Raw genomic sequence first — 22,459 nt, forward strand, 5'->3', positions numbered from 1 at the left:
TTAGTTTAACTCTATGTTTAGTGCTAATGATTTAATTTCTTTAACTAGAACATTGAACGATTCTGGTATTCCTGATTCAAAATTCTCTTCTCCTTTAACAATTGTTTCGTATACTTTAACTCTTCCAGCAACGTCGTCTGACTTAACTGTTAAAATTTCCTGTAATGTATACGAGGCTCCATAAGCTTCGAGTGCCCATACTTCCATTTCACCAAATCTTTGTCCACCTAACTGAGCTTTACCACCCAAAGGTTGCTGAGTTACGAGACTATAAGGTCCAGTAGATCTTGCATGAATTTTATCTTCAACAAGGTGATGAAGTTTTAACATATAGATAATTCCAACAGTTACTGGTCTATCAAACATTTCACCAGTTCTGCCATCCCATAAATTAGTTTGACCAGAAGTAGGTAATTTAGCTAACTCAAGCATTTCAGACACATCTTTTTCTTTAGCTCCATCAAACACTGGAGTTGAAATTGCTATACCATTTTGTAGATTTTCACATAAATCTGCAAATTCAGTCTTGTTTAATTTGTCAATACCTCCCTCAAAAACTTCTTTTCCATAAACTGATGTTAAAAAAGATGAAATTTTTTGAGTTTTTTCAAATTTTTTATTATTTTCATTTACTAATCTTTTAACTTCTTCACCAAATTCTTTACAGGCCCATCCAAGGTGTGTTTCTAAGATTTGACCTACGTTCATACGACTTGGAACCCCAAGTGGATTTAATACGATATCAACTGGTCTTCCATCTTCTCTATAAGGCATATCTTCGACAGGTACAATTTTACTGACTACACCCTTGTTTCCATGTCTACCTGACATCTTGTCACCAGGTCTTAATCTTCTTTTAATTGCGACAAAAACTTTAACCATCTTCATCACGCTTGGTAATAAATCATCACCACTTCTAATTTTTAAAACCTTATCTTCAAATCTTTCTTGAATATCTTGTTTTGCTTGATTGTATTGATCTTTTAATTGGGCAATACTTGCTTCATCACTAACATTACCTACTGTTATTTTGAATACATCATTAATACTAATTCTGTTAATTGTCTCAAGATCAAGTTTGGTACCTTCATCTAAATCTTTAATTTTTTTAGTTAAAGAAGCTCCAGAAAAAATCTGATTAGCTCTTTGTTTTATACTTCTTTCTAAAATTTCTTCCTCTACAACTTTATCTTGTTGAACAATTTCAATTTCTGCTCTTTCAATTGTTATAGATCTTTCATCTTTTTCAATACCATGTCTATTAAATACTCTAACATCAACAATTGTTCCACTGCTTCCTCGAGACATTTTTAAAGATGTATCAGTTACATCAATTGCTTTTTCACCAAAAATTGATCTTAATAATTTTTCTTCAGGTCCAGATGCTGAATCACCTTTTGGCGTAACTTTACCAACTAATATGTCTCCAGCTTTTACTTCAGCCCCAATATAAACAATCCCAGATTCATCTAGATTTTTTAAAGCTTCTTCATTTACATTTGGAATATCTCTAGTAATTTCTTCTTCACCTAACTTCGTATCTCTAGCCATAACTTCGTATTCAACGATATGAACCGATGTAAATACATCGTCAGTAACACATCTTTCTGAAATTAGAATAGAGTCTTCAAAATTGTAACCTTGCCAAGGCATAAATGCTACAGTCACATTTTTTCCAAGTGCTAATTCACCTAGCTTAGTAGATGGTCCATCAGCAATAATATCACCTGATTTAACTTTATCACCAACTCTAACAAGTGGTTTTTGGTTAATGCATGTGTTTTGGTTTGATCTTTTAAATTTTTGCAAGTTATAAATGTCTACACCTGATTTTGTAAAATCTGTTTCTTCAGTCGCTTTAATTACAATTCTTTTTCCATCAATTTTATCAACTGTACCATCACGATTAGCAACAATAGTAACACCTGAGTCGAGAGCTACGTCACTTTCAATACCAGTGCCAACTAATGGTGATTCTGGTTTCAATAGAGGAACTGCTTGTCTCATCATGTTGGATCCCATTAGGGCTCTGTTTGCATCATCGTTTTCTAAGAAAGGAATTAAAGATGCTGCTACAGAAACCAACTGTTTAGGTGAAACATCAATATAATCAATTTTCTCAGGTTTTGACAAAACAAAGTTTAAGTTTTCTCTGCAAGGAACAAGTTCTTCTAAAATTTTTCCACTTTTATCAAGTTTGGCGTTAGCTTGTGCGATTGTAAATTTTGTCTCCTCCATCGCTGATAGATATTCAACTTTATCTTGAACTACACCATTCTCTACTTTTTTATATGGGCTTTCAATAAAACCATATTTATTAATCTTAGCATAAGTAGATAAACTATTAATCAAACCAATATTTGGTCCTTCAGGTGTTTCGATTGGACAAATTCTCCCGTAGTGAGTTGGGTGAACATCACGAACATCAAATCCAGCTCTTTCTCTTGTTAGACCACCTGGTCCTAAAGCTGAAACTCTTCTTTTGTGTGTGATTTCAGATAATGGATTTGTTTGATCCATAAATTGAGAAAGTTGTGAACTTACAAAAAAATCTTTAAGGGAAACCGTTAATGGTTTTGCATTAATTAAATCTTGTGGCATTGCTGATTCAATATCAAGAGTTGTCATTTTTTCTTTAATAGCTCTTTCCATTCGATAAACACCAATACGCGCTTGGTTTTCAACAAGTTCACCAACAGATCTTACTCTTCTGTTACCTAAATGATCAATATCATCAACCTCATCTTTACCATCTCTTAAATCTAACATTTTATGAACAATGGTAATTATGTCGTCATTTCTTAGAATTGTAATTTTATCAGAACACTCAAGACTTAATCTTGAATTCATTTTAACTCTACCCACGTCAGAAAGATCATACCTATCTGAACTAAAGAATAAGTTGTTGAATATTTGTGTGGCAATCTCAACTGTTGGTGGTTCGCCCGGTCTTAAAACTTTGTAAATTTCAGTAATTGCATCATTTTTAGAATTATTTTTATCATTTAATATTGTTGATAATAAATAAGGTCCTTTATTGATAGAATTTGTAATTGAAATCTCAATTGAGTTTATGCTAGCTTCTAAAATTTGCTTGATAATAGTGTCATTTAGCTCAGTACCAATTCCAAAGGTTCCCTCTTCTTCATCGTCACTAACTTTAACTTCATTATGTAAATATTTTCCAATTAAAGATTCTTGAGATACCAAAATATCTTTAAGTCCATCTGTAGCAAGTTTTTTTGCACTTAAAAAATTAATTTTATCACCAAGCTTAATTATAACGTTTCCAGTTTTAGCATCAGTAACTTCTTCAGAAAAATTTTTAGCTTTATAGTTTTCAGGATTAAATTTAGTCTTCCATTTGCCTGTTTTTGCATCAAATGAATAAGTGTCTTTATCATAAAACTCATCAGCTATTTCAGATTTAGTTAAACCTAAGGCCATCAAGAGAGTTGAAGCAAATATTTTTTTCTTTCTATCTATCTTGAAATATAAGAAATCTTTAACATCATATTCTAAATCTAACCAAGATCCTCTATTGGGAATGACTCTACAATTAAATAATAATTTACCACTTGCGTGTGATTTACCCTTGTCATGATCAAAGAAAACTCCAGGACTTCTGTGCATTTGGTTTACAACAACTCTTTGAACACCGTTTGTTATAAAAGTTCCACTGTCAGTCATCATGGGTACTTCACCCATATAAACTTCTTGTTCTTTAGCAGATAAAATATCTTTTGTATTATTCTCTTGATCTATTTCATAAACAACTAATCTTAAAGTACACTTTAATGCTGATGTAAAAGATAATCCTCTTTGGATACATTCTTCAGTGTCAAATTTTGGTTTTTCTAATCTGTATGTAACGTATTCAAGTGTTGCTTTATCGTTAAGATCTTCAATTGGAAAAATACTTTTGAAGACTTATCAAAACCTTTTGATAAATCACCAGCTTCAGGATCCAAATCAGTTAATTGTTTATAAGAGTTTTTTTGAACTTCAATTAAGTTAGGAATAGATAAAGTTTCAGCCAATTTACCGAAGCTTTTTCTTACATTTTTCTTTTGAGTAAAAGATAATTGCATTTATTACTAATCACTGGTTAATAAATTAACCAGTCATAAAATCTTTCTAATTAATTTATTTAAGTTCTACTGTTGCGCCTGCTGCTTCTAATTTTGCTTTAAGTTCATCAGCATCTGTTTTATTTACACCAGATTTTACCTCTTTTGGTGCACCTTCAACTAGATCTTTTGCTTCTTTAAGACCTAAAGATGTTGCTGCTCTAACTTCTTTAATAACATTAATTTTTTTCTCACCTGCAGAAATTAACATAACTGTAAAATCATCTTTTGCTTCTTCAGCTGCTCCACCTGCTGCTGCTGCTGGTGCTGCTGCAGCCATGGCTGTAACACCCCATTTTTCCTCAAGTTGTTTTGAAAGCTCAGCTGCTTCAACAACAGTTAAACTTGATAGGTCTTCAATAATTTTATTTAGATCAGGCATATTTTTTTTTACTCTTTAGGTTGTTTTTTAAGAATTTTCTGGGCTCAAACTACTCATTTTTTCGGAACGTGCAAGCAAAATACTTACAAATTTTGACGCTGGTGCTGCTAGAATACCCACAATATTTGCTCTAGCCTCATCTAGTGTTGGTAAATTAGCTACATTCTGGACTCCAGCTTGGTCTAAAACATCGCTACCCATAATTCCACCTAAAAGTTTTAGGTTTTCATTAGTTTTTGCAAATTTTGATAAAATTCTAGCTGACATTATAGCATCATCAGAAAAAGCTACAGCAGTCGCTCCGGTAAATAAATTCGAAAGTTCCTTACACTTCGTTTTTTCAATTGCTAACTTAGTGATTCTGTTTTTAGTAATCTTAAACTTAATCCCATGCTCTCTCATTTGAGCTCTTAGTTCATCAAGCTGTGTCATTGTAAGACCTTGGTAGTGCGTTACCATTATAGCTTCATTGTTTTGAAACTGAGTTTCCATTTCACTAATATAATTCTTTTTTTGCTCCTTGTTCATCATAACTATATAATTTTTCCTAATTTAACTTTATACGAAACACCCATACTAGATGTTACAAAAGTATTTTTAATCAAATCACCTTTTAAAGTAAGGTTACCTTTTTCTTTTTCTAAAGTGTCTAAAATAGTATAATAATTTTTTAATAGTTGATCGTCATGGAAGGATTTTTTTCCAATACTAACACCAATGTTTCCATCTTTATCATTTCTAATTTCAGCTTGACCAGACTTAGCGTCTGTTACCGCTTGTTTTACATCGTCAGAAACAGATCCAAGTTTTGGATTGGGCATAAGACCTTTTGGTCCTAAAACTTTTCCAAGTTTTGAAAGTTTAACCATCATTCCTGGAGTGCAAATTAATTTTTCAAAATCTAACTCACCTGCTTTAATTTTATCAATAAACTCATCACTTCCTACTATATCCGCACCTGCATCCTTAGCCTCTTGTGCTTTATCATCCTCACATACAACAGCGACTTTTACTTTTTTACCCGTTCCACCAGGTAAATTAACTACCGTTCTAATATTAACTTCACCTTTTTTTTGTTTGTTGTTAACTTGAAAGGATAGATCGATAGACTCATCAAATTTTGTAGTACAGTTCTTTTTAACATCTGATAATAATTTTTCTATCAGTTCAGAAGCTAGGTCCTTAGTTTTTTCTGGTAATTTTTTAAATCTCTTTGATGGCATTAGTCTTTAACCTCTATACCCATTGATCTTGCTGAACCAGCAATAATTTTTACAGCTTGCTCTAAACTATGAGCATTAAGATCTTTCATTTTTTGTGTTGCAATTTCTTCTGCTTGTTTTTTTGTAATTGATCCAGCTATACTTCTGCCAGGTTCTTTTGATCCACCTTTAAGTTTTGCAGCTTCTTTAATAAAATGAGATGCTGGTGGAGATTTAATTTCAAAATCAAATTTTTTATCTTTATAAACTGTAATAATAACTGGAATTGGTTTTCCAGCAAATGCTTTGGTCTTATCATTAAAAGCTTTGCAAAATTCCATTATGTTAATGCCACGTTGACCTAAAGCTGGACCAACTGGTGGAGCAGGATTAGCCTGTCCTCCCATAATTTGTAACTTTATATATCCACTAATTTCTTTTGCCATTAACTTGCTTTCTCTACTTGGTTATATTCTAAATCAACTGGTGTTGGTCTTCCAAATATTGAAACAGAAACCTTAAGTCTTGATTTCTCTTCATCTATATCTTCAACCATACCACTAAATGATGCAAAAGGACCGTCAACAACCTGAACTTTTTCACCAATGGTGTATTCTATACCAGATTTTGGCTGAGCTACACCATCTTTTATTTGTCCTAAAATTTTTTCTATTTCTTTATCAGAAACAGGAACAGGAATACCTTTTGAACCTAAAAATCCACTAACACGCTTTAAATTTTTAATCATATGATAGAGATCATTGTCCATTTCACTTTTAATTAAAACATAACCAGGAAAGTACTTCTTTTTTCTCTGAATTCTCTTTCCTCTTTTTACTTCTGTTACATCGTGTGTAGGAACAACAATTTCTTCAATTTTATCTGAAATTTTTGCTTTTTCAGCTTCTTCTTTAATTAATCCAGCAACTTTATTCTCAAAATTTGAGTGAGATTGAACAATATACCAATTTTTCATTAAATACTTACCTTTAGTAAAGCTTCCAATAAAAATTTAAGCACTTGATCAAGAAGTAAAAAGAAAAGAGACATAATAACTGCCATAGCAAATACCATTAATGCACCTTGCATTGTCTCTTTTCCAGTAGGCCAAGAAACCTTGAAGGCTTCTTGTTTAACTTCTTGGATAAATTTTATCGGGTTTTTCATAATATACTGTTTAGCTTATTGGCAGGAGTGGAGGGAATCGAACCCTCAACCTCCGGTTTTGGAGACCGGCACTCTACCAATTGAGCTACACTCCTATAGAGTTTACTCTATAATTTTAGTTACTACTCCAGCTCCAACTGTTCTACCACCTTCACGAATAGCAAAGTTTAATTTTTCACTCATGGCAATCGGAGTAATTAATGTAACAGTGAATTTAGCGTCATCACCAGGCATAACCATTTCAGTTCCTGCTGGTAATGTAACTTCTCCAGTTACGTCAGTTGTCCTAAAGTAAAACTGCGGTCTGTATTTAGTAAAGAAAGGAGTATGTCTTCCACCCTCATCTTTTTTAAGTACATAAGCTTGAGCTTCAAATTTAGTATGTGGTGTAATTGAACCAGTTTTACAAAGAACTTGTCCTCTTTGAATATCATCTCGTTCAACACCTCTTAATAAAATACCAACATTATCACCTGCTTCACCAGAATCTAAAAGTTTTCTGAACATCTCAACACCAGTACAAACTGATTTTTTAGTTTCAGTAACACCAACTATTTCAACTTCTTCACCAGTTTTAATAACACCAGATTCAATTCTACCAGTTGCAACAGTTCCTCTACCTGAAATTGAGAAAACATCCTCAACAGGCATTAGGAAAGGTTTGTCAACATCTCTAGCTGGTTGAGGAATAAATTCATCAACAGCTTTCATTAATTCTATAATAGAATTTTTTCCAATTTCTTCATCTCTACCTTCAACAGCAGCTAATGCAGATCCTTTAATGATGGGAGTTGTTTCGCCAGGATATTTGTAAGAAGTTAAAAGTTCTCTAATTTCTTCTTCAACAAGTTCAATCATATCTTTGTCATCAACTTGGTCTACTTTATTTAAATAAACAACAATTGAAGGGATACCAACTTGTCTTCCTAAAAGAATGTGTTCTCTAGTTTGAGGCATAGGACCATCAGCAGCGTTAACTACTAAGATAGCTCCATCCATTTGAGCTGCACCTGTAATCATGTTTTTTACATAGTCAGCGTGACCTGGGCAATCAACGTGTGCGTAATGTCTCTTCTCAGTTTCATATTCAACGTGAGCAGTTGAAATTGTAATTCCTCTTTCTTTTTCTTCAGGGGCTTTATCAATTTGATCATAAGCTACAGCTTTTGCTCCACCAGTTTCTGCTAAAACATTTGTGATCGCTGCAGTTAATGTTGTTTTACCGTGGTCGACATGACCGATTGTACCAATGTTACAGTGTGGTTTATTTCTTATGAACTTTTCTTTTGACATTACTTTTTTACCTCAGTTTTAGTTTTATTAATAATTTCTTTTTTTCTTGGAGCGGGTAAAGAGAATCGAACTCTTACATCCAGCTTGGAAGGCTAGCGTTCTACCATTGAACTACACCCGCACAACATCAAGAATAACACTCCATTGTTATAAGAAATTTTATTGAATGGTGGAGGGGGAAAGATTCGAACTTTCGAAGACCGAAGTCAACGGGTTTACAGCCCGCCCCATTTGACCGCTCTGGAACCCCTCCTTTTGGGGAAGTGTCCCCTTCTTCAATAAAGCTTCAAACAACATGCGTTTTATATATTTTTATTATGCAATTGCAACACGAGATTTACTGTGAAAATAGTGGAAAATACGTATAAAACAAAGATAATTTTATGAATAAATCATCTTTTTTAATCGTTGGTCAACATGCTGTTATTGAGGCTCTAAGAAACCCCAAAAGGAAGGTTTTAAAAGTTTTTTTAACAGAAGAAAGTAAAAAAAATATTCATAGAAAAAACCCAAAGAAAAATGTTCTTGAAGACGTTAAGGTTTATTTTAAATCAAAAAAAGAATTAGATAAGTACACTTCTAAAGATCAAATGATGCATGGTGGATATATTGCAGAAGTTGAACATTTAGATCAACCCGACTTAAAAGAATTTATAAAAGGAAAAAATAATCTAACGTTTGTTTGTATAGATGAAGTAACAGATCCAAGAAATATTGGATCGTTAATTAGAAGTGCTTCTTCATTTCATATAGACGGATTAATAGTTAAAGAAAGACAGTTTCCATCTGATAGTAAGCTTATGTATAAAGCTGCAAGTGGATGTATGGAACATATTAATATTTTTGAAGTATCAAACATAAACTCCACACTTAAAAATTTAAGAGAAAAAAATTTTTGGGTTTATGGGTTTGATGCAAGAGGAGAAAAAGACTTTACAGATATTAAATGGGAAGGAAAAAACGTTCTCTTATTTGGATCTGAAGGTTTTGGTATGAGAGAACATACTGGAAAGTACACAGATTTTTTAGTTAAAATTGATATAAATAAGGATGTAGAAAGCTTAAATATCTCAAATAGTGCAGCGATTGTGTTTCATCATTTAAGTTATTTGAAAAAAAATTCTTGATTAGTCTAAGATTTCTTAATAGAAATCAGTTATGCCCTTGTAGCTCAGCTGGTAGAGCAATTGATTTGTAATCAATAGGTCCGCGGTTCGACTCCGTGCGGGGGCACCATCACTCAATTATTTGAAGTTTCTTTTCGTGTTTGCTCAATCTTAATCTTTTTGTGAAGACTGTTATATTTATCGTACAATAACTCAAAACTAATTTTCTTATCAGCTTCAATTTTAATTGTCTTTGCATTTCTAACTTCAAAATTATCTGCAACAGCACTGATAGGTCTTTTATTTATATCCAAATTTTTTATTAAAATTTTAGATTTATCACTAACAATTGTGCCCTTCCATCTTCTAGGTCTAAAAGGACTAATAGGAGTAACTGCTAGTTTTCTTGAATCTAAATTTAGAATTGGTCCATGTGCTGATAAATTATAAGCTGTACTACCTGCTGGTGTTGAAACTAACACGCCATCAGAGATTAGATTTTTAATAATGTTTTTCTTATTAGCTGTAATAGAAATTGATGATGCCTGCTTGCTTTGTCTTAATATAGAAACCTCATTAATAGCTATTGATTTTTTTGTTTGATTTTTTTTATTAGTCACAGTCATTTGTAAAGGATAAATCTTTACACTGTTAGAGATATTCAAATTTTTAATAAAGTTTTCATTAGAAAACTTATTCATCAAAAAACCATAGTTTCCAGAATTAATTCCATAAAAAGGTTTTTTATATTTGTATAATTTTTTTAATGTTTGCAGCATGAAACCATCTCCACCTAACACAATTATTATGTTCGAATTTCTTAAAGTTGCAATATTAATCTTTTTAATTAAGATTGATTTAATCTTCAAAGATGCCTTCGTTTTATCAAAAACTAAATATACCTTGTCTCTCATTTAATGGTGCCCTCGGCCAGACTCGAACTGGCACTCCAAAAAGGCACGGATTTTAAGTCCGTTGTGTCTACCAATTTCACCACGAGGGCATTAATGAATTTCATGTGTATTTATGCTAATATTTATAAATGAACAAGTCATATAAGTAAATTTTTTAAAAAAAAATACATTACCTTTAATCAATAAATTAATCTTGAAATAGATTTTTCTAAAGTTTCAGCTATATATTGATGTCCACATTTAGATAAATGAGCGTTATATAAAAATCCATCTTTTGAAAAAACAAGATTACAATTATTTTTGTTAATATACTTAGTAATGTTTTTGAAATTTGGTTGAATAATATTTATGTTTAATTTTTTTCCTATTTGGGAGATTTTATCAATTTGGTAGTTAATATCAAAATTGTCTACATCAAATAATTTTGCGCAACCCTCTCCGATTTGTTTTAATTTTTCATTAACAAAAAATGGGTGTGTATTATTAGTTATTATTAAATGAGAATTTTTTTTGTCAGTTAAATTTTTGATTTTTTTTATAATCATTTCTGTTTTACTCCATCTTGCTTCCCATTCAGTTGAATCATACCTAGAAAATCTATCTAAATTTGTCCAAGATTCACATCTTGATCTTTGTTTTTTTTTTTCTTTATCTCTTGTTTTAAAAGTCAATTGCAATTCATATTTTGTATTTGAAATTAATAGTGCTAATGTACTTTTATCCTTTAACCATTTTTTAAATTCAGCGAAACTACTAAGATCTTGTTCTGTTTGTTTTTTTGAGAATTTTTTAAATTCAGCGAAACTACTAAGACCTTGTTCTATTTGTTTTTTTGAGAATTTTTTTAACATCAATTCTCCATTATTGCTAAAATATGGCTTACCCCACTCATAAGAATTGTGCTTTAGTCTATCCTTTAAATTATATTCAGGATCATTCATAACAAATGTATAAACTACTACAGATGGATTAATTTTTTCAATATACTTTTCGAGGACTAAATATGCTTGGTCAGATGAAAAACCATTAACCCCTAAATTTATACCTTGTAAATTTGGATTTATTTTTACTAAAATACTTGAAAAAGTTTTTTCATCTGAAACCTGTAATCCTGCGGTAACAGAGTCTCCAATGAATAAAACTTTATCTTTATTGGTATTAGCAAAAATATCAAAATTATTTCTAAAACCATTTTCGTCAATCGTTATATTAATTTTATTTCTATCTGGATCTAAAATTATATGGTTACCATGAACATACTTCCACCCAAGGTAATCATCATTCTGATACAAATCAGAAATATCACTATTTACCATTACATAAAAATTATTCAACACTATTTCTGCGACTAATATTGAAAATATTGTGCTTAGAAATATTACAAATAAACTTTTAATCGAGTTTATATTTTTCATAAGTTTTTTGATTTAATGAATTTTGATTTTCTTTTTTTAATAAAAAATTACCTATAACAAGAATATCTATATCTGTACGCATAAAGCAGTTAAATGCATCTGTGGGTGTACATACGATTGGCTCTCCACGAACATTAAAAGATGTATTAATTAATATTGGACATTTAGTAATTTCATAAAATTTATTTATTAAATGGTAATATCTTGGATTAGTTTCTTCATGAACAGTTTGAATTCTTGCAGAATAATCAATATGCGTTACAGCTGGAATAGAAGAACGTTTAACATTTAATTTATCTATTCCAAACAGAGCGGTTTGTTCATCAGTCATTTGTATGCATTTGTCATCTTTAACTTTTGAGACAAACATCATATAAGGACTTGGTGAGCTATGATTAAACCATGAGTTCAAATGATTGAAAATTATGCTTGGAGCAAATGGTCTAAAACTTTCACGATGTTTAACTTTAATATTTAGTTTTTTTTGCATTGAAGGAGATCGTGGATCTGCAAGAATACTTCTGTTACCTAATGATCTTGGTCCAAACTCCATTCTTCCTTGCATCCAACCAACTATTTTTTCATTTGAAATTTCTTTAGCAATAACATCTAATAATTCATTTAAGGGAAATTTTTTATAACTGGCTTCTAATTTAGATAATTCGTTTTCTATTTGTTCGTTTGAATATTCCGGACCAATATAACAACCCTTCATTCCATCAATACTTAAATTGCTCCTTCTTTCTTTTTCAAAATATAAATGCCATGCAACCAAAGCAGCGCCCAAAGAGCCTCCTGCATCTCCAGCTGCTGGCTGAACCCATATATTTTCAAAAATATTTTCACGTAATAAAATTCCGTTGATAACACAATTTAAAGCTACTCCCCCCGCGAGACATAAATTTTTTTCACCAGTCTCTATAGCTATGTTTCTTGAAATTTTAATCACAATTTCCTCAGTAATTTTTTGAATGGAGGCTGCTAAATCCATATCTCTTTGGGTAATTCTGCTTTCGGGTTGTCTAGGGGGACCACCAAATAAATTATGAAATCTTTTATTTGTCATAGTTAAGCCCGTAGCAAAATTAAAATATTTTAAATTTAATTTAAAACTACCATCCTCTGCGATACTAATAAGATTTTCCTTAATTATATGATAATACTTTGGTTTACCGTAAGGAGCCAAACCCATAACTTTGTATTCACCTGAATTTACTTTAAATCCCGTGTAATATGTAAAAGCTGAATACAATAAGCCTATTGAATGTGGAAAATGAATTTCTTTAATTATTTTTAAATTTCTTCCTTTACCAATTGAAACAGAAGTTGTGGTCCATTCTCCAACACCATCAAATGTTAAAATAGCAGATTTTTCAAAAGGTGATGGGTAGAATGCGCTCGCAGCGTGTGAAAGATGGTGCTCAGAAAATAATATTTTTTTTTTAAATCAGTTTCTCCTCCACCAATTTTTAACAATTCTTTAACTATTTTTGATTTTTGAAACAATTTATCTCTTACCCATAATGGCATAGCTTTTATGAAACTTTTAAATCCTTGAGGAGCAAATGCTAAATATGTTTCAAGCAATCTCTCAAATTTTACAAATGGTTTTTCGTAAAAAATTATTTTATTAATATTTTTTAATTGGACTTTCGCCTGATTTAAACAATATTTGACTGCATGTATTGGAAATTCTGAATCATGTTTTTTTCTTGTAAAACGTTCTTCTTGTGCAGCAGCAATTATTTCACCATCACACAATAAACATGCGGCACTGTCATGATAATAAGCAGATATTCCAAGTATATAAATTTTTTTGTCATTACTCATTTATTAAAATAAAGTGTAAACAAATGGAGCAACGACTGTTCCTTTTGTTAAAACAAGTAATCCTCCTACCATTAAAATCACTAGTATTATTGGAGCTAACCATAGTTTTTTTCGATATTTCAAAAATTGTAACAACTCAATTAAAAAATTCATTTTATTAATATTGATTTTTAAAAGATTGAGTAGAGTTATTTTTAGAATCTTTTTTAATCCAATATGAATTAATCCCTTTATGAAATTTTAAATTTAGCTCATCTCTGGAAATTAACTTAAAAAAAATAGATATTGGGGTGAATATACAGAAATAGATTATTCCTAGTACAATTGGACTAATAATTTTACCTAAAAATATACCAAGCAAAAACCATAGTTTATTTAATGGACCTAAAAAATTTGGACTAATAAAAGAAATTATAAAGAAGAAAAAACAAAGAACAGAAAAAAATATTCCTAAATTGATGTTGTTATAAAATAAAAAATACAAACTTAGTAATAAAAAAACTATTGAAAAAAAAACTCCAAAGTTTTTATTTGACACTGTTTTTACATTCTGATGTTTGTTCATTTAATCTATCAATCTATTGATTTAATCATTATAAATAATTCTTTATAAATGTATAAGAGCTTTATTTAAATATTTAATCTCTAACATACAATCTTTATAACCTCTTTTTACAATATTTAAATATCTTTCAGTTGGAAATCTAAAAGGTGTTTTTTTTACCATTGTATAAGTCATCACTTTCTTGCCATAATAAGTAAAATAATATTTTTTATATAGAACTGGATAATCTTCATAAACATCTAATTTTTTTTCATCACTTTTAGATATTTCAAATAAAGCTCCTGGAACAATTGAGTTTTTTTTAGGCTCTATATCTGCAGCTCTATATTTGCTTCTAAAAGTTAATTTAAAATTAGTTAAATTAATTTTCTTTAAAAAGACACTATCTTTACATCTTCTTTTCATTTGAAAATGATTTAAATTGCTGCCGTAAGCGAAATAAAGCATTTAACTATCTAGTAACTACTTCTATTTTTTTTTGATTAACAAACTCTAATATTTCAGAACTACATTTATCTATTTTAAGTTGGTCTTCAGATCGTATTACTATTGATACACCTAATTTGCCTGCTTGAAAAAAAGGATAACTTCCAATTTCTACATCTTTATTATTATCCTGGACATTAGTTAAAGAGTTTGCAATTTCACTTTCGACAGTTTTTAAACTTATTGTGTGGCTTAATATTGGGTCTCCCCCTACTATCTTGTTTTTTAATCCACCCAACATTGATTTTAAAATTGAAGGAACTCCTGGTAAGCAAAAAACATTCTCTATACTAAAACCTGGCGCACCACTTGTTGGATTTAATATTAAATTAGCATTACGTGGCATCCATACCATTTTTTGTCTGCCCTCATTAAACTCTCCTACCTTGTAATAAGCTTCTAATATTTTAAAAGCTTCTTTGTGAATTTCATACTCAAGATCAAATGCTTTTGAAATAGACTGTGCGGTAATATCATCGTGTGTTGGACCAATGCCACCAGTTGTAAATACATAATTATTAACTTTTCTTAAATGATTAACAGTATCAACAATTATATTTTCGATATCTGGGATAACTCTTACTTCATTAACTTTTACACCAATTGAATTAAGCCATTGTGCAATTGTGCCAGTATTAGTGTCTTGTGTTCTTCCTGAGAGGATTTCATTACCAATAATAAGTATTGCGGCATTAAATTTTGTATTTTGGATCATTATTAAATATATAATTTAAATATGAAATTTACCAAACCTTTAATTAAAGGCAAACTTATCAAACGATATAAGAGATTTTTTACTGATGTTGAAATTAGCAATAAAATTGTGACGGCACATTGTCCTAATACTGGATCTATGAAGGGTTTATTGGATGAAGGAAATGAGGTTTATGTGTCTAAAAATGACAACCCTAGAAGAAAGTTAAAATATACTCTTGAGATAATTAAAGTTAAAAAAAATTTAGTTGGTGTTAATACTCATTTTGCTAACAAAATTGCCTTCCATGGTTTATCAAATAATTTAGTTAAAGAAGTTTCAAACAATGACAGTATTAAACCTGAGGTATTTTTTGATAAAGAAACACGGTTTGATTTTCTAGTTGAAAAAAATAAACAAAAAATATTTGTAGAAGTTAAAAATGTTACTTTATTTAGAGAAGAAAAAACTGCAGAATTTCCAGATGCGGTTACTACTAGAGGTTCAAAACATTTAAAAACCCTTATAGAGGCTATTAAAAAAGGTTATAAATCTTATCTATTATTCTTAGTCCAAATACAGGGTGTGGATAATTTTAAAATAGCAAAAGACATTGATAAAGAATATTATGAAAATTATTTACTTGCAAAAAAAGCTGGAGTTATTTTTTTAGCATATCAATGTAAAATAAGTTCAAAAGAAATTAAAATAGATAAAAAAATTAAGATTATTAATGCCTGATTATTTAGAAAAATTTGAAAAGATGAGAGTTGCGGGAAATCTTGCAGCAAGAACTCTTGATATGCTTACAGAAAATATTAAGCCAGGTGTAACCACAGAGTTTGTGGATAAATTAGGCTATGAATTTATAAGAGACAACGGTGCTTATTCAGCTCCTCTATTTTATAGGGGCTTTAAAAAATCATTATGTACATCTTTAAACCATGTTGTCTGTCATGGTATACCTTCTGATAGAATTTTAGTTGAAGGTGACGCTTTAAATGTTGATGTGACGGCTATAGTTAATGAACATTATGGTGACACTAGTAGAATGTTTTGTGTTGGCAAAACTCCTATTAAAGTTAATAACTTAATTGATGCAACGTACGAGTCGATGATGAGAGCAATAAATTTACTAAAGCCAGGATTAAAATTAGGTGACATTGGATATGAAATACAATCTTTTGTTGAAAAAAAAGGCTACTCAGTTGTTAGGGATTTTTGTGGTCACGGAATAAGTACAACATTTCACGAACCACCAAATGTTTTACATTATGGAAGAAGAAATACAGGGATGGAGCTTAGACCTGGCATGACTTTTACAATCGAACCTATGATAAATACCGGTGAATGGGATGTAAAAATGCTAAAAGATGGCTGGACAGCAGTTACAAAAGATAAATCTTTATCAGCACAATTTGAGCATACGTTAGGTATTACTGAAAATGGTTATGAAATCTTTACAGAATCTGTTAAAGGTTATTCCAAGCCTCCTTACTTATAATTAATGATTGAAAGATATTCTAGAAAACAGCTTACTGACATATGGTCAGAAGAAAATAAATACCGAATTTGGCTCGATGTAGAGGTTGCAGCAGCCGAAGCCATGGAAAAATTAGGTCAAATTCCCAAAGGCGTTGCATCTGTTGTTAGAAAAAAAGCTAAAATAAATGTTAAAAGAATTCACCAAATCGAGAGTAAAGTTAAACATGATGTAATAGCATTTTTAACCTCTGTTACTGAAAAAGCAGGAATTAAAGCAAGATATCTTCACCAAGGTATGACGTCATCTGATGTTCTTGATACCAGTTTAAATATTCAATTAGTTCAATCAGGTAAAATTCTACTTAGTGATATCGATCAAATTCTCAAAGTTTTAAAGAAACAAGCTAAAAAATACAAATACACCCCTTGTATGGGTAGAAGTCATGGAATTCATGCTGAACCTATCACGTTTGGTTTAAAATTAGCTTCATTTTATGAGGAATTTAAGAGAAATAGAAAAAGATTAGTTGATGCAATTGATGAAATTTCAACATGTGCAATCTCTGGTGCTGTTGGCACATTTGCAAATATTAATCCTAATGTTGAAAAACATGTAGCAAAAAAACTTGGTTTAAAAGTTGAGCCTATATCAACTCAAGTAATACCAAGAGATAGACATGCTTTTTATTTTTCTATTCTTGGAATCATCGCTGGATCAGTTGAAAGAGTTGCAATTGAGATTAGACACTTACAAAGAACAGAAGTTTATGAAGTGCAAGAATTTTTTTCAAAAGATCAAAAAGGTTCATCAGCAATGCCTCATAAAAAAAATCCAATATTAAGTGAAAATTTAACAGGTCTTGCAAGAATGGTTCGAAGTGCTGTTATCCCTGCGCTAGAAAATATTGCACTATGGCACGAAAGAGATATTTCCCACTCAAGTGTTGAAAGAAATATTGGTCCTGACGCAAACATAACTTTAGATTTTGCTTTAGCTAGACTTAGTAATATTTTAGATAAAATGATTGTCTACCCAAAAAAGATGATTGAAAATTTAAATATAACTAAAGGTTTAATTTTTTCACAAGAAGTAATGTTGGAATTGACAAAATCAGGATTAAGTAGAGAACAATCTTACAAAATGGTTCAAAACTATGCAAAAAAATGTTTTGCAGAAAACCTAAATTTATTCGATGTTATATCAAACGATGAATTCATAATGGCTAAAATTTCCTCAAAAAAGTTGAAGGCTATATTTAATTACTCATCACACTTTAAAAATGTAGATTTAATCTTTAGAAGAGTTTTTAAATAATGAAAAAAGGTAAGAAATTATACGAAGGTAAAGCTAAAATAATTTACGCAACATCTGATAAAAATTTAGTTATCCAATATTTTAAAGATGACGCGACAGCTTTTAACAACCTAAAAAAATCAACCATTGAAGGTAAGGGTGTTTTAAACAATAGAATATCTGAACATATCCTATCTAACTTAACCCAAATTGGAATTAAAAATCATTTAGTTAAAAGACTAAACATGAGAGAGCAAATTATTAAATTGGTAGAGATTATTCCTATTGAGTTTATTGTTCGTAATGTTGCAACGGGCTCTATTACTAAAAGACTTGGTATTGAAGATGGAACAGTTTTAAAACAGCCTTTATTAGAATATTGCCTAAAAGATGACAGTTTAGGTGATCCACTTATTGCAGAGGAGCATATATTAACTTTTGATTGGGCTACAAAATCTGAATTAGAAAAAGTTAAGAAAATGATCCTTAGAATTAATGATTTTATGATTGGAATGTTTAGAGGGGTTGGAATTAAACTAATTGATTTTAAACTAGAATTTGGAAGACTTAAAGAAAATGGGAAAAATGAAGTTATTTTAGCTGATGAGATTAGCCCTGATACTTGTAGATTGTGGGACAGTATTACTGATAAAAAACTAGATAAAGACAGATTTCGTAAGAACTTGGGTGATTTAATCCCAGCTTACACTGAAGTTGCTAAAAGACTTGGTATATTGCATGAGCAATCAAACTTAAGTGCTGTCAATGTTACAAAATTAAGATCAATTAAAAAAAGAAAATAATATGAAAATATCTGTAATTATAACTCTTAAAAAAGATGTTTTAGATCCTCAAGGTAAAGTTATTCATCAAACCTTAGATGGCATGGGATTTGAAGGTATCAATGAAGTAAGGCAAGGTAAGTATTTTGAAATTGATACAAACGAAAGTGATAAGACAAAAGCTGAAGAAAAAGTTGAAGAGATGTGTAAGAAACTTTTAGCAAACTTAGTAATAGAAGACTTTAAAATTATTGGATCACAATAATAAATAATGCATTCATCTGTAATAACCTTTCCTGGATCTAATTGTGATAGAGATATGGATATTGCTTTAAAAAAATTTGGCTTTAAAAACAAAATGGTTTGGCATGATGATGTTGAGCTTCCAAAAAGTGATTTAGTGGTTTTACCGGGTGGCTTTTCATATGGAGACTATCTTAGATGTGGAAGTATGGCATCAAAATCAAAAATTATGAAATCTGTTCTAAACTTTGCTCAAGGGGGTGGTAAAGTTATGGGAATCTGTAATGGTTTTCAAATTCTAGTTGAATCTGGTTTACTACCAGGTGTACTACTTAGAAATAAATATTTAGAATTTATTTGTAAAAATATTTTTGTTAAAGCTAACAATAAAGACAACACTTATTTTAAAGATGATAAGAAAGAGGTATATGAGTTTCATATAGCTCATAATGAAGGAAATTACTTTTGCTCTAAAGAACAAATTAAAGAAATTAATGACAATAACCAAATAGCTTTATTTTATTCAGATGAAAACGGAAATATTAATGAAGAATCTAATCCCAACGGTTCATTACAAAATATAGCCGGTGTATTTAATAAGCAAAAAAATGTTATAGGGATGATGCCTCATCCTGAAAGAATGATTGACCCTGCTCTATCAGGTGAAGATGGTTCAATATTTTTTAAAAACTTAATTGATAATTTAAAATAATGATAGTTAACGAACAACTTGCAATCGATCACGGTTTAAAAAAAGATGAATATAAAAAAATCTGTGATTTATTAAAAAGAATTCCAAATATTACCGAACTAGGTATTTTTTCAGCGATGTGGAATGAGCATTGCTCCTACAAATCTTCAAGGTTTCATCTTAAAAACTTACCCACTAAAGGAAAAAATGTGATTCAAGGACCTGGGGAGAATGCTGGTGTTATTGATATTGGAGATAATGATGCAATAGTATTTAAAATTGAAAGTCACAATCACCCTTCATTTATTGAGCCTTACCAAGGTGCTGCAACTGGTGTTGGCGGCATTATGAGGGATGTTTTTACAATGGGAGCAAGACCAATAGCTAATTTAAACTCAATTCATTTTGGTTCACCTCAGCATAAAAAGACTAAAAATTTATTACGTGGTGTTGTTCATGGAATTGGTGGATATGGTAATTGCATGGGAGTTCCAACAATTGCTGGTCAGACTAGCTTTGACGAGTCTTATAATGGTAATATTTTAGTAAATGCTATGACCCTTGGTCTTGTTAAAAAAGATAAGATTTTTTATTCAAAAGCTGCAGGTCTAGGAAAACCTGTGATCTATGTTGGTTCAAAAACAGGTCGTGATGGGATACATGGTGCTAGTATGGCGTCAGCTTCATTTGATGATAAAATTGAAGAAAAAAAACCAACCGTTCAAGTTGGAGATCCTTTTACTGAAAAACTATTATTAGAGGCCTGTTTAGAATTAATGGCAGGAGACTCGATTATAGCAATTCAAGATATGGGAGCTGCAGGTTTGACCTCTTCAAGTATTGAAATGGCTTCCAAAGGAAATTTAGGAATTGAAATCAATTTAAATAAAGTACCTTGTAGAGAAGCAAACATGACCCCTTATGAGATTATGCTTTCAGAAAGCCAAGAACGAATGCTTATTGTTCTAGAAAATGGCATGGAAGAAATGGCTAAAAAAATATTTGATAAATGGAATTTAGATTTTGCAGTAATTGGCAAAACAACAAAAAGTAAAAAAATTGAACTTTATTTTGACGATGAAAAAGTAGCAGACATTCCTGTTAATACATTAGTTGAAAACTCACCTATGTATGACCGAAAATGGAAAAAAGCTAAATTACCTAAAAGAATTAAAATTGAGAAAGAGCTATTTAAAACCTTAAAGGTAAAAAATATTTTAAACAAAATTTTATCTAATCCAAATGTGTGTAGCAAAGAATGGATTTGGCAACAGTATGATCACACTGTTATGGGAGACACTATTCAAAAACCTGGTGGTGACTCAGGTGTTGTTAGAGTTCATGGTACTAATAAAGCTGTTGCAGCATCCGTTGATTCATCTGCTGTATATTGTTGGGCTCATCCTTTAACCGGTGGAAAACAAATTGTTTGTGAAAGTTGGAGAAATTTAATTTCAGTTGGTGCCAAACCAATTGCAATTACTAACTGTTTAAATTTTGGTAGTCCTGAAAATAAAGAGAATATGGGTGAGTTTGTTGAATGCGTTCAAGGCTTAGGTGAAGCAAGCGCTTACTTAGAGTTCCCAGTTGTCTCAGGAAATGTTTCCTTCTATAATCAGACCAAAGATATTGGTATCAAACCCACTCCTGCAATTGGGGGAGTTGGATTAATTAAAGATTATCAAAACATGGTTACAATGGACTTAAAAGAAGCTGACAATATACTTTTGGTTATAGGTAAAACTGAAGGTCACCTTGATCAAAGCTTATTTGCAAGAGATATTTTAAATGAAAAAAATGGACCTCCTCCTGAAATCAATCTTTTCAATGAAAAAAATAATGGTGAAACAATATTAAAACTTATTGATAAAAAATTTATAAAATCTGCACATGATGTTTCTTTAGGAGGTATAATTACGGCTCTTTCTAAAATGTGTATTAAAGGTAAAAAAGGTGTAACTCTTAAAAAACCAAATTACTTAATTAATCAGTTTGAATACTTATTTGGTGAAGACCAAGGAAGATATATTATTGAAATTAATAAAATTGATCTTGAAAGTGCCACTAAGATACTTCAAGAAAACTCAGTACATTTTGATGAACTTGGATTGGTAAATGACGATAGTTTAATAATTGACGATAAGACAAAAGTATCAATTGACGATTTGATTAAATCACATACAAATTGGTTAATTAACTACATGGAAAATTAAAATGGCAATGGATATAAAAGAAGTTGAAACACTTATTAAAGAAGCTTTACCAGATGCTATAATAGAAATTCAGGACTTAGCAGGAGATAGTAATCACTACTCAGCAACAATTACTTCAAGTAAATTTTCTGGAAAAAGCAAAATTGAACAACACAAGATGGTATATAATTCTTTAAAAGGAAAAATGGGTAACGAACTGCACGCATTAGCAATTAAAACAAAGGAGCAATAATGGACGATAGCACAAAAAATTTAATTCAAAGTCACATAGATACTAACGAAGTATGTTTATTTATGAAAGGAACGCCCGATGCTCCTCAGTGTGGATTTTCTATGGCTACATCAAACATGTTAAAAATTTTAGAAGTAAATTATAAAGGGATCAACGTTCTAGAATCTCAAGCTTTAAGAGAAGGTATAAAAGAATTTAGTGACTGGCCTACTATTCCACAAGTTTACATTAAGGGTGAATTTGTTGGTGGCTGTGACATCTTTAAAGAAATGTATGAAAACGGTGAACTCAAGAAAGTACTTGAGGATAAAGGAATTAATTTTAAGAAATAATTT

The 22,459-nt window shown here is 30.7% G+C and carries 22 protein-coding genes, 5 tRNA genes and 2 pseudogenes; 11 read left to right on the forward strand and 18 right to left on the reverse strand.

The features are described 5' to 3' along the window. The 11 genes and pseudogenes from rpoB to ABXT72_RS04175 form a co-directional block, all read right to left on the reverse strand. Positions 1 to 4,091, reverse strand: a pseudogene (rpoB, locus tag ABXT72_RS04125) (DNA-directed RNA polymerase subunit beta). Between the two features lie 55 nt (positions 4,092 to 4,146). Further along, the gene (gene rplL, locus ABXT72_RS04130; protein WP_415277711.1) at positions 4,147 to 4,512 is read right to left on the reverse strand and encodes a 50S ribosomal protein L7/L12; all 366 of its coding nucleotides are present in this window, start codon (positions 4,510 to 4,512) and stop codon (positions 4,147 to 4,149) included. 27 nt (positions 4,513 to 4,539) lie between these two features. Then, positions 4,540 to 5,040, reverse strand: coding sequence for a 50S ribosomal protein L10 (gene rplJ, locus ABXT72_RS04135; protein WP_415279163.1), 501 nt, complete (start codon positions 5,038 to 5,040; stop codon positions 4,540 to 4,542). Between the two features lie 5 nt (positions 5,041 to 5,045). Continuing rightward, positions 5,046 to 5,735 carry a 50S ribosomal protein L1 gene (gene rplA, locus ABXT72_RS04140; protein WP_415277712.1) on the reverse strand — a complete coding sequence of 230 codons (690 nt, stop codon included), beginning with the start codon at positions 5,733 to 5,735 and terminating at the stop codon, positions 5,046 to 5,048. After that, entirely contained in the window at positions 5,735 to 6,160 is a 426-nt protein-coding gene (rplK, locus tag ABXT72_RS04145; RefSeq protein ID WP_415277713.1) for a 50S ribosomal protein L11, read from the reverse strand. The genes rplA and rplK overlap by 1 nt, the downstream gene beginning before the upstream one ends. Next, complete coding sequence (nusG, locus tag ABXT72_RS04150) at positions 6,160 to 6,690, reverse strand: transcription termination/antitermination protein NusG (RefSeq protein ID WP_415277714.1); 531 nt, start codon at positions 6,688 to 6,690, stop codon at positions 6,160 to 6,162. Before nusG ends, rplK begins: the two co-directional genes overlap by 1 nt. Continuing rightward, positions 6,690 to 6,881 carry a preprotein translocase subunit SecE gene (gene secE / locus ABXT72_RS04155; protein ID WP_006996799.1) on the reverse strand — a complete coding sequence of 64 codons (192 nt, stop codon included), beginning with the start codon at positions 6,879 to 6,881 and terminating at the stop codon, positions 6,690 to 6,692. The genes nusG and secE overlap by 1 nt, the downstream gene beginning before the upstream one ends. Positions 6,882 to 6,900: 19 nt before the next feature. Then, positions 6,901 to 6,976: transfer RNA gene (locus tag ABXT72_RS04160), tRNA-Trp, on the reverse strand. A 7-nt stretch (positions 6,977 to 6,983) separates the two neighbouring features. Further along, positions 6,984 to 8,174, reverse strand: a complete 1,191-nt coding sequence (tuf, locus tag ABXT72_RS04165; protein ID WP_415277715.1) for an elongation factor Tu — start codon at positions 8,172 to 8,174, stop codon at positions 6,984 to 6,986. 47 nt (positions 8,175 to 8,221) lie between these two features. Next, positions 8,222 to 8,295: transfer RNA gene (locus tag ABXT72_RS04170), tRNA-Gly, on the reverse strand. A gap of 46 nt (positions 8,296 to 8,341) precedes the next feature. Beyond that, a tRNA-Tyr gene (locus tag ABXT72_RS04175) sits at positions 8,342 to 8,427 on the reverse strand. Between the two features lie 130 nt (positions 8,428 to 8,557). Between ABXT72_RS04175 and rlmB the strand changes: the two genes are divergently transcribed. Together rlmB and ABXT72_RS04185 are read left to right on the forward strand one after the other, a co-directional pair. Beyond that, entirely contained in the window at positions 8,558 to 9,301 is a 744-nt protein-coding gene (gene rlmB / locus ABXT72_RS04180) for a 23S rRNA (guanosine(2251)-2'-O)-methyltransferase RlmB (protein WP_415277716.1), read from the forward strand. A gap of 33 nt (positions 9,302 to 9,334) precedes the next feature. Next, a tRNA-Thr gene (locus ABXT72_RS04185) sits at positions 9,335 to 9,410 on the forward strand. A 4-nt stretch (positions 9,411 to 9,414) separates the two neighbouring features. On the opposite strand, the gene ABXT72_RS04190 is transcribed toward ABXT72_RS04185, so the two are convergent. From ABXT72_RS04190 to ABXT72_RS04220, 7 genes and pseudogenes are all read right to left on the reverse strand, one after another. Then, a complete protein-coding gene (locus ABXT72_RS04190; RefSeq protein WP_415277717.1) occupies positions 9,415 to 10,194 on the reverse strand; it encodes an NAD kinase in 780 nt (259 codons plus the stop codon). A gap of 4 nt (positions 10,195 to 10,198) precedes the next feature. Further along, positions 10,199 to 10,283, reverse strand: a tRNA-Leu gene (locus tag ABXT72_RS04195). 90 nt (positions 10,284 to 10,373) lie between these two features. After that, entirely contained in the window at positions 10,374 to 11,609 is a 1,236-nt protein-coding gene (locus tag ABXT72_RS04200) for an SGNH/GDSL hydrolase family protein (RefSeq protein ID WP_415277718.1), read from the reverse strand. Further along, positions 11,587 to 13,421, reverse strand: a pseudogene (locus ABXT72_RS04205) (carbamoyltransferase). Before ABXT72_RS04205 ends, ABXT72_RS04200 begins: the two are co-directional and overlap by 23 nt. A 21-nt stretch (positions 13,422 to 13,442) precedes the next feature. Continuing rightward, a complete protein-coding gene (locus ABXT72_RS04210; protein WP_415277719.1) occupies positions 13,443 to 13,592 on the reverse strand; it encodes a DUF5989 family protein in 150 nt (49 codons plus the stop codon). A 454-nt stretch (positions 13,593 to 14,046) separates the two neighbouring features. Then, on the reverse strand, positions 14,047 to 14,451 hold the full coding sequence (locus ABXT72_RS04215; RefSeq protein WP_415277720.1) for a gamma-glutamylcyclotransferase family protein: 405 nt from the start codon (positions 14,449 to 14,451) through the stop codon (positions 14,047 to 14,049). Between the two features lie 4 nt (positions 14,452 to 14,455). After that, complete coding sequence (locus ABXT72_RS04220; RefSeq protein WP_415277721.1) at positions 14,456 to 15,205, reverse strand: competence/damage-inducible protein A; 750 nt, start codon at positions 15,203 to 15,205, stop codon at positions 14,456 to 14,458. Between the two features lie 21 nt (positions 15,206 to 15,226). Between ABXT72_RS04220 and sfsA the strand changes: the two genes are divergently transcribed. Genes sfsA through grxD form a run of 9 tightly spaced genes read left to right on the forward strand, consistent with a single transcriptional unit; the run spans position 15,227 to position 22,456 of the window. Then, positions 15,227 to 15,925 (forward strand): DNA/RNA nuclease SfsA, encoded by a 699-nt coding sequence (sfsA, locus tag ABXT72_RS04225; protein ID WP_415277722.1) that lies wholly within the window; start codon positions 15,227 to 15,229, stop codon positions 15,923 to 15,925. After that, complete coding sequence (map, locus tag ABXT72_RS04230) at positions 15,918 to 16,688, forward strand: type I methionyl aminopeptidase (protein ID WP_415277723.1); 771 nt, start codon at positions 15,918 to 15,920, stop codon at positions 16,686 to 16,688. The genes sfsA and map overlap by 8 nt, the downstream gene beginning before the upstream one ends. Before the next feature lie 3 nt (positions 16,689 to 16,691). Further along, positions 16,692 to 17,984 (forward strand): adenylosuccinate lyase, encoded by a 1,293-nt coding sequence (gene purB, locus ABXT72_RS04235; protein WP_415277724.1) that lies wholly within the window; start codon positions 16,692 to 16,694, stop codon positions 17,982 to 17,984. After that, positions 17,984 to 18,766 (forward strand): phosphoribosylaminoimidazolesuccinocarboxamide synthase, encoded by a 783-nt coding sequence (gene purC / locus ABXT72_RS04240; protein WP_415277725.1) that lies wholly within the window; start codon positions 17,984 to 17,986, stop codon positions 18,764 to 18,766. Before purB ends, purC begins: the two co-directional genes overlap by 1 nt. A 1-nt stretch (position 18,767) precedes the next feature. After that, positions 18,768 to 19,010, forward strand: coding sequence for a phosphoribosylformylglycinamidine synthase subunit PurS (gene purS / locus ABXT72_RS04245; protein WP_415277726.1), 243 nt, complete (start codon positions 18,768 to 18,770; stop codon positions 19,008 to 19,010). A 6-nt stretch (positions 19,011 to 19,016) separates the two neighbouring features. Then, positions 19,017 to 19,700 carry a phosphoribosylformylglycinamidine synthase I gene (gene purQ, locus ABXT72_RS04250; RefSeq protein ID WP_415277727.1) on the forward strand — a complete coding sequence of 228 codons (684 nt, stop codon included), beginning with the start codon at positions 19,017 to 19,019 and terminating at the stop codon, positions 19,698 to 19,700. Continuing rightward, entirely contained in the window at positions 19,700 to 21,892 is a 2,193-nt protein-coding gene (gene purL, locus ABXT72_RS04255) for a phosphoribosylformylglycinamidine synthase subunit PurL (RefSeq protein WP_415277728.1), read from the forward strand. The genes purQ and purL overlap by 1 nt, the downstream gene beginning before the upstream one ends. Before the next feature lies 1 nt (position 21,893). Further along, positions 21,894 to 22,124 carry a BolA/IbaG family iron-sulfur metabolism protein gene (locus ABXT72_RS04260; protein WP_168606144.1) on the forward strand — a complete coding sequence of 77 codons (231 nt, stop codon included), beginning with the start codon at positions 21,894 to 21,896 and terminating at the stop codon, positions 22,122 to 22,124. Then, a complete protein-coding gene (gene grxD / locus ABXT72_RS04265) occupies positions 22,124 to 22,456 on the forward strand; it encodes a Grx4 family monothiol glutaredoxin (RefSeq protein WP_415277729.1) in 333 nt (110 codons plus the stop codon). The genes ABXT72_RS04260 and grxD overlap by 1 nt, the downstream gene beginning before the upstream one ends. Positions 22,457 to 22,459: the final 3 nt, after the last annotated feature.

Source organism: Candidatus Pelagibacter sp. Uisw_094 (assembly GCF_047729535.1).
Lineage (GTDB): Bacteria > Pseudomonadota > Alphaproteobacteria > Pelagibacterales > Pelagibacteraceae > Pelagibacter.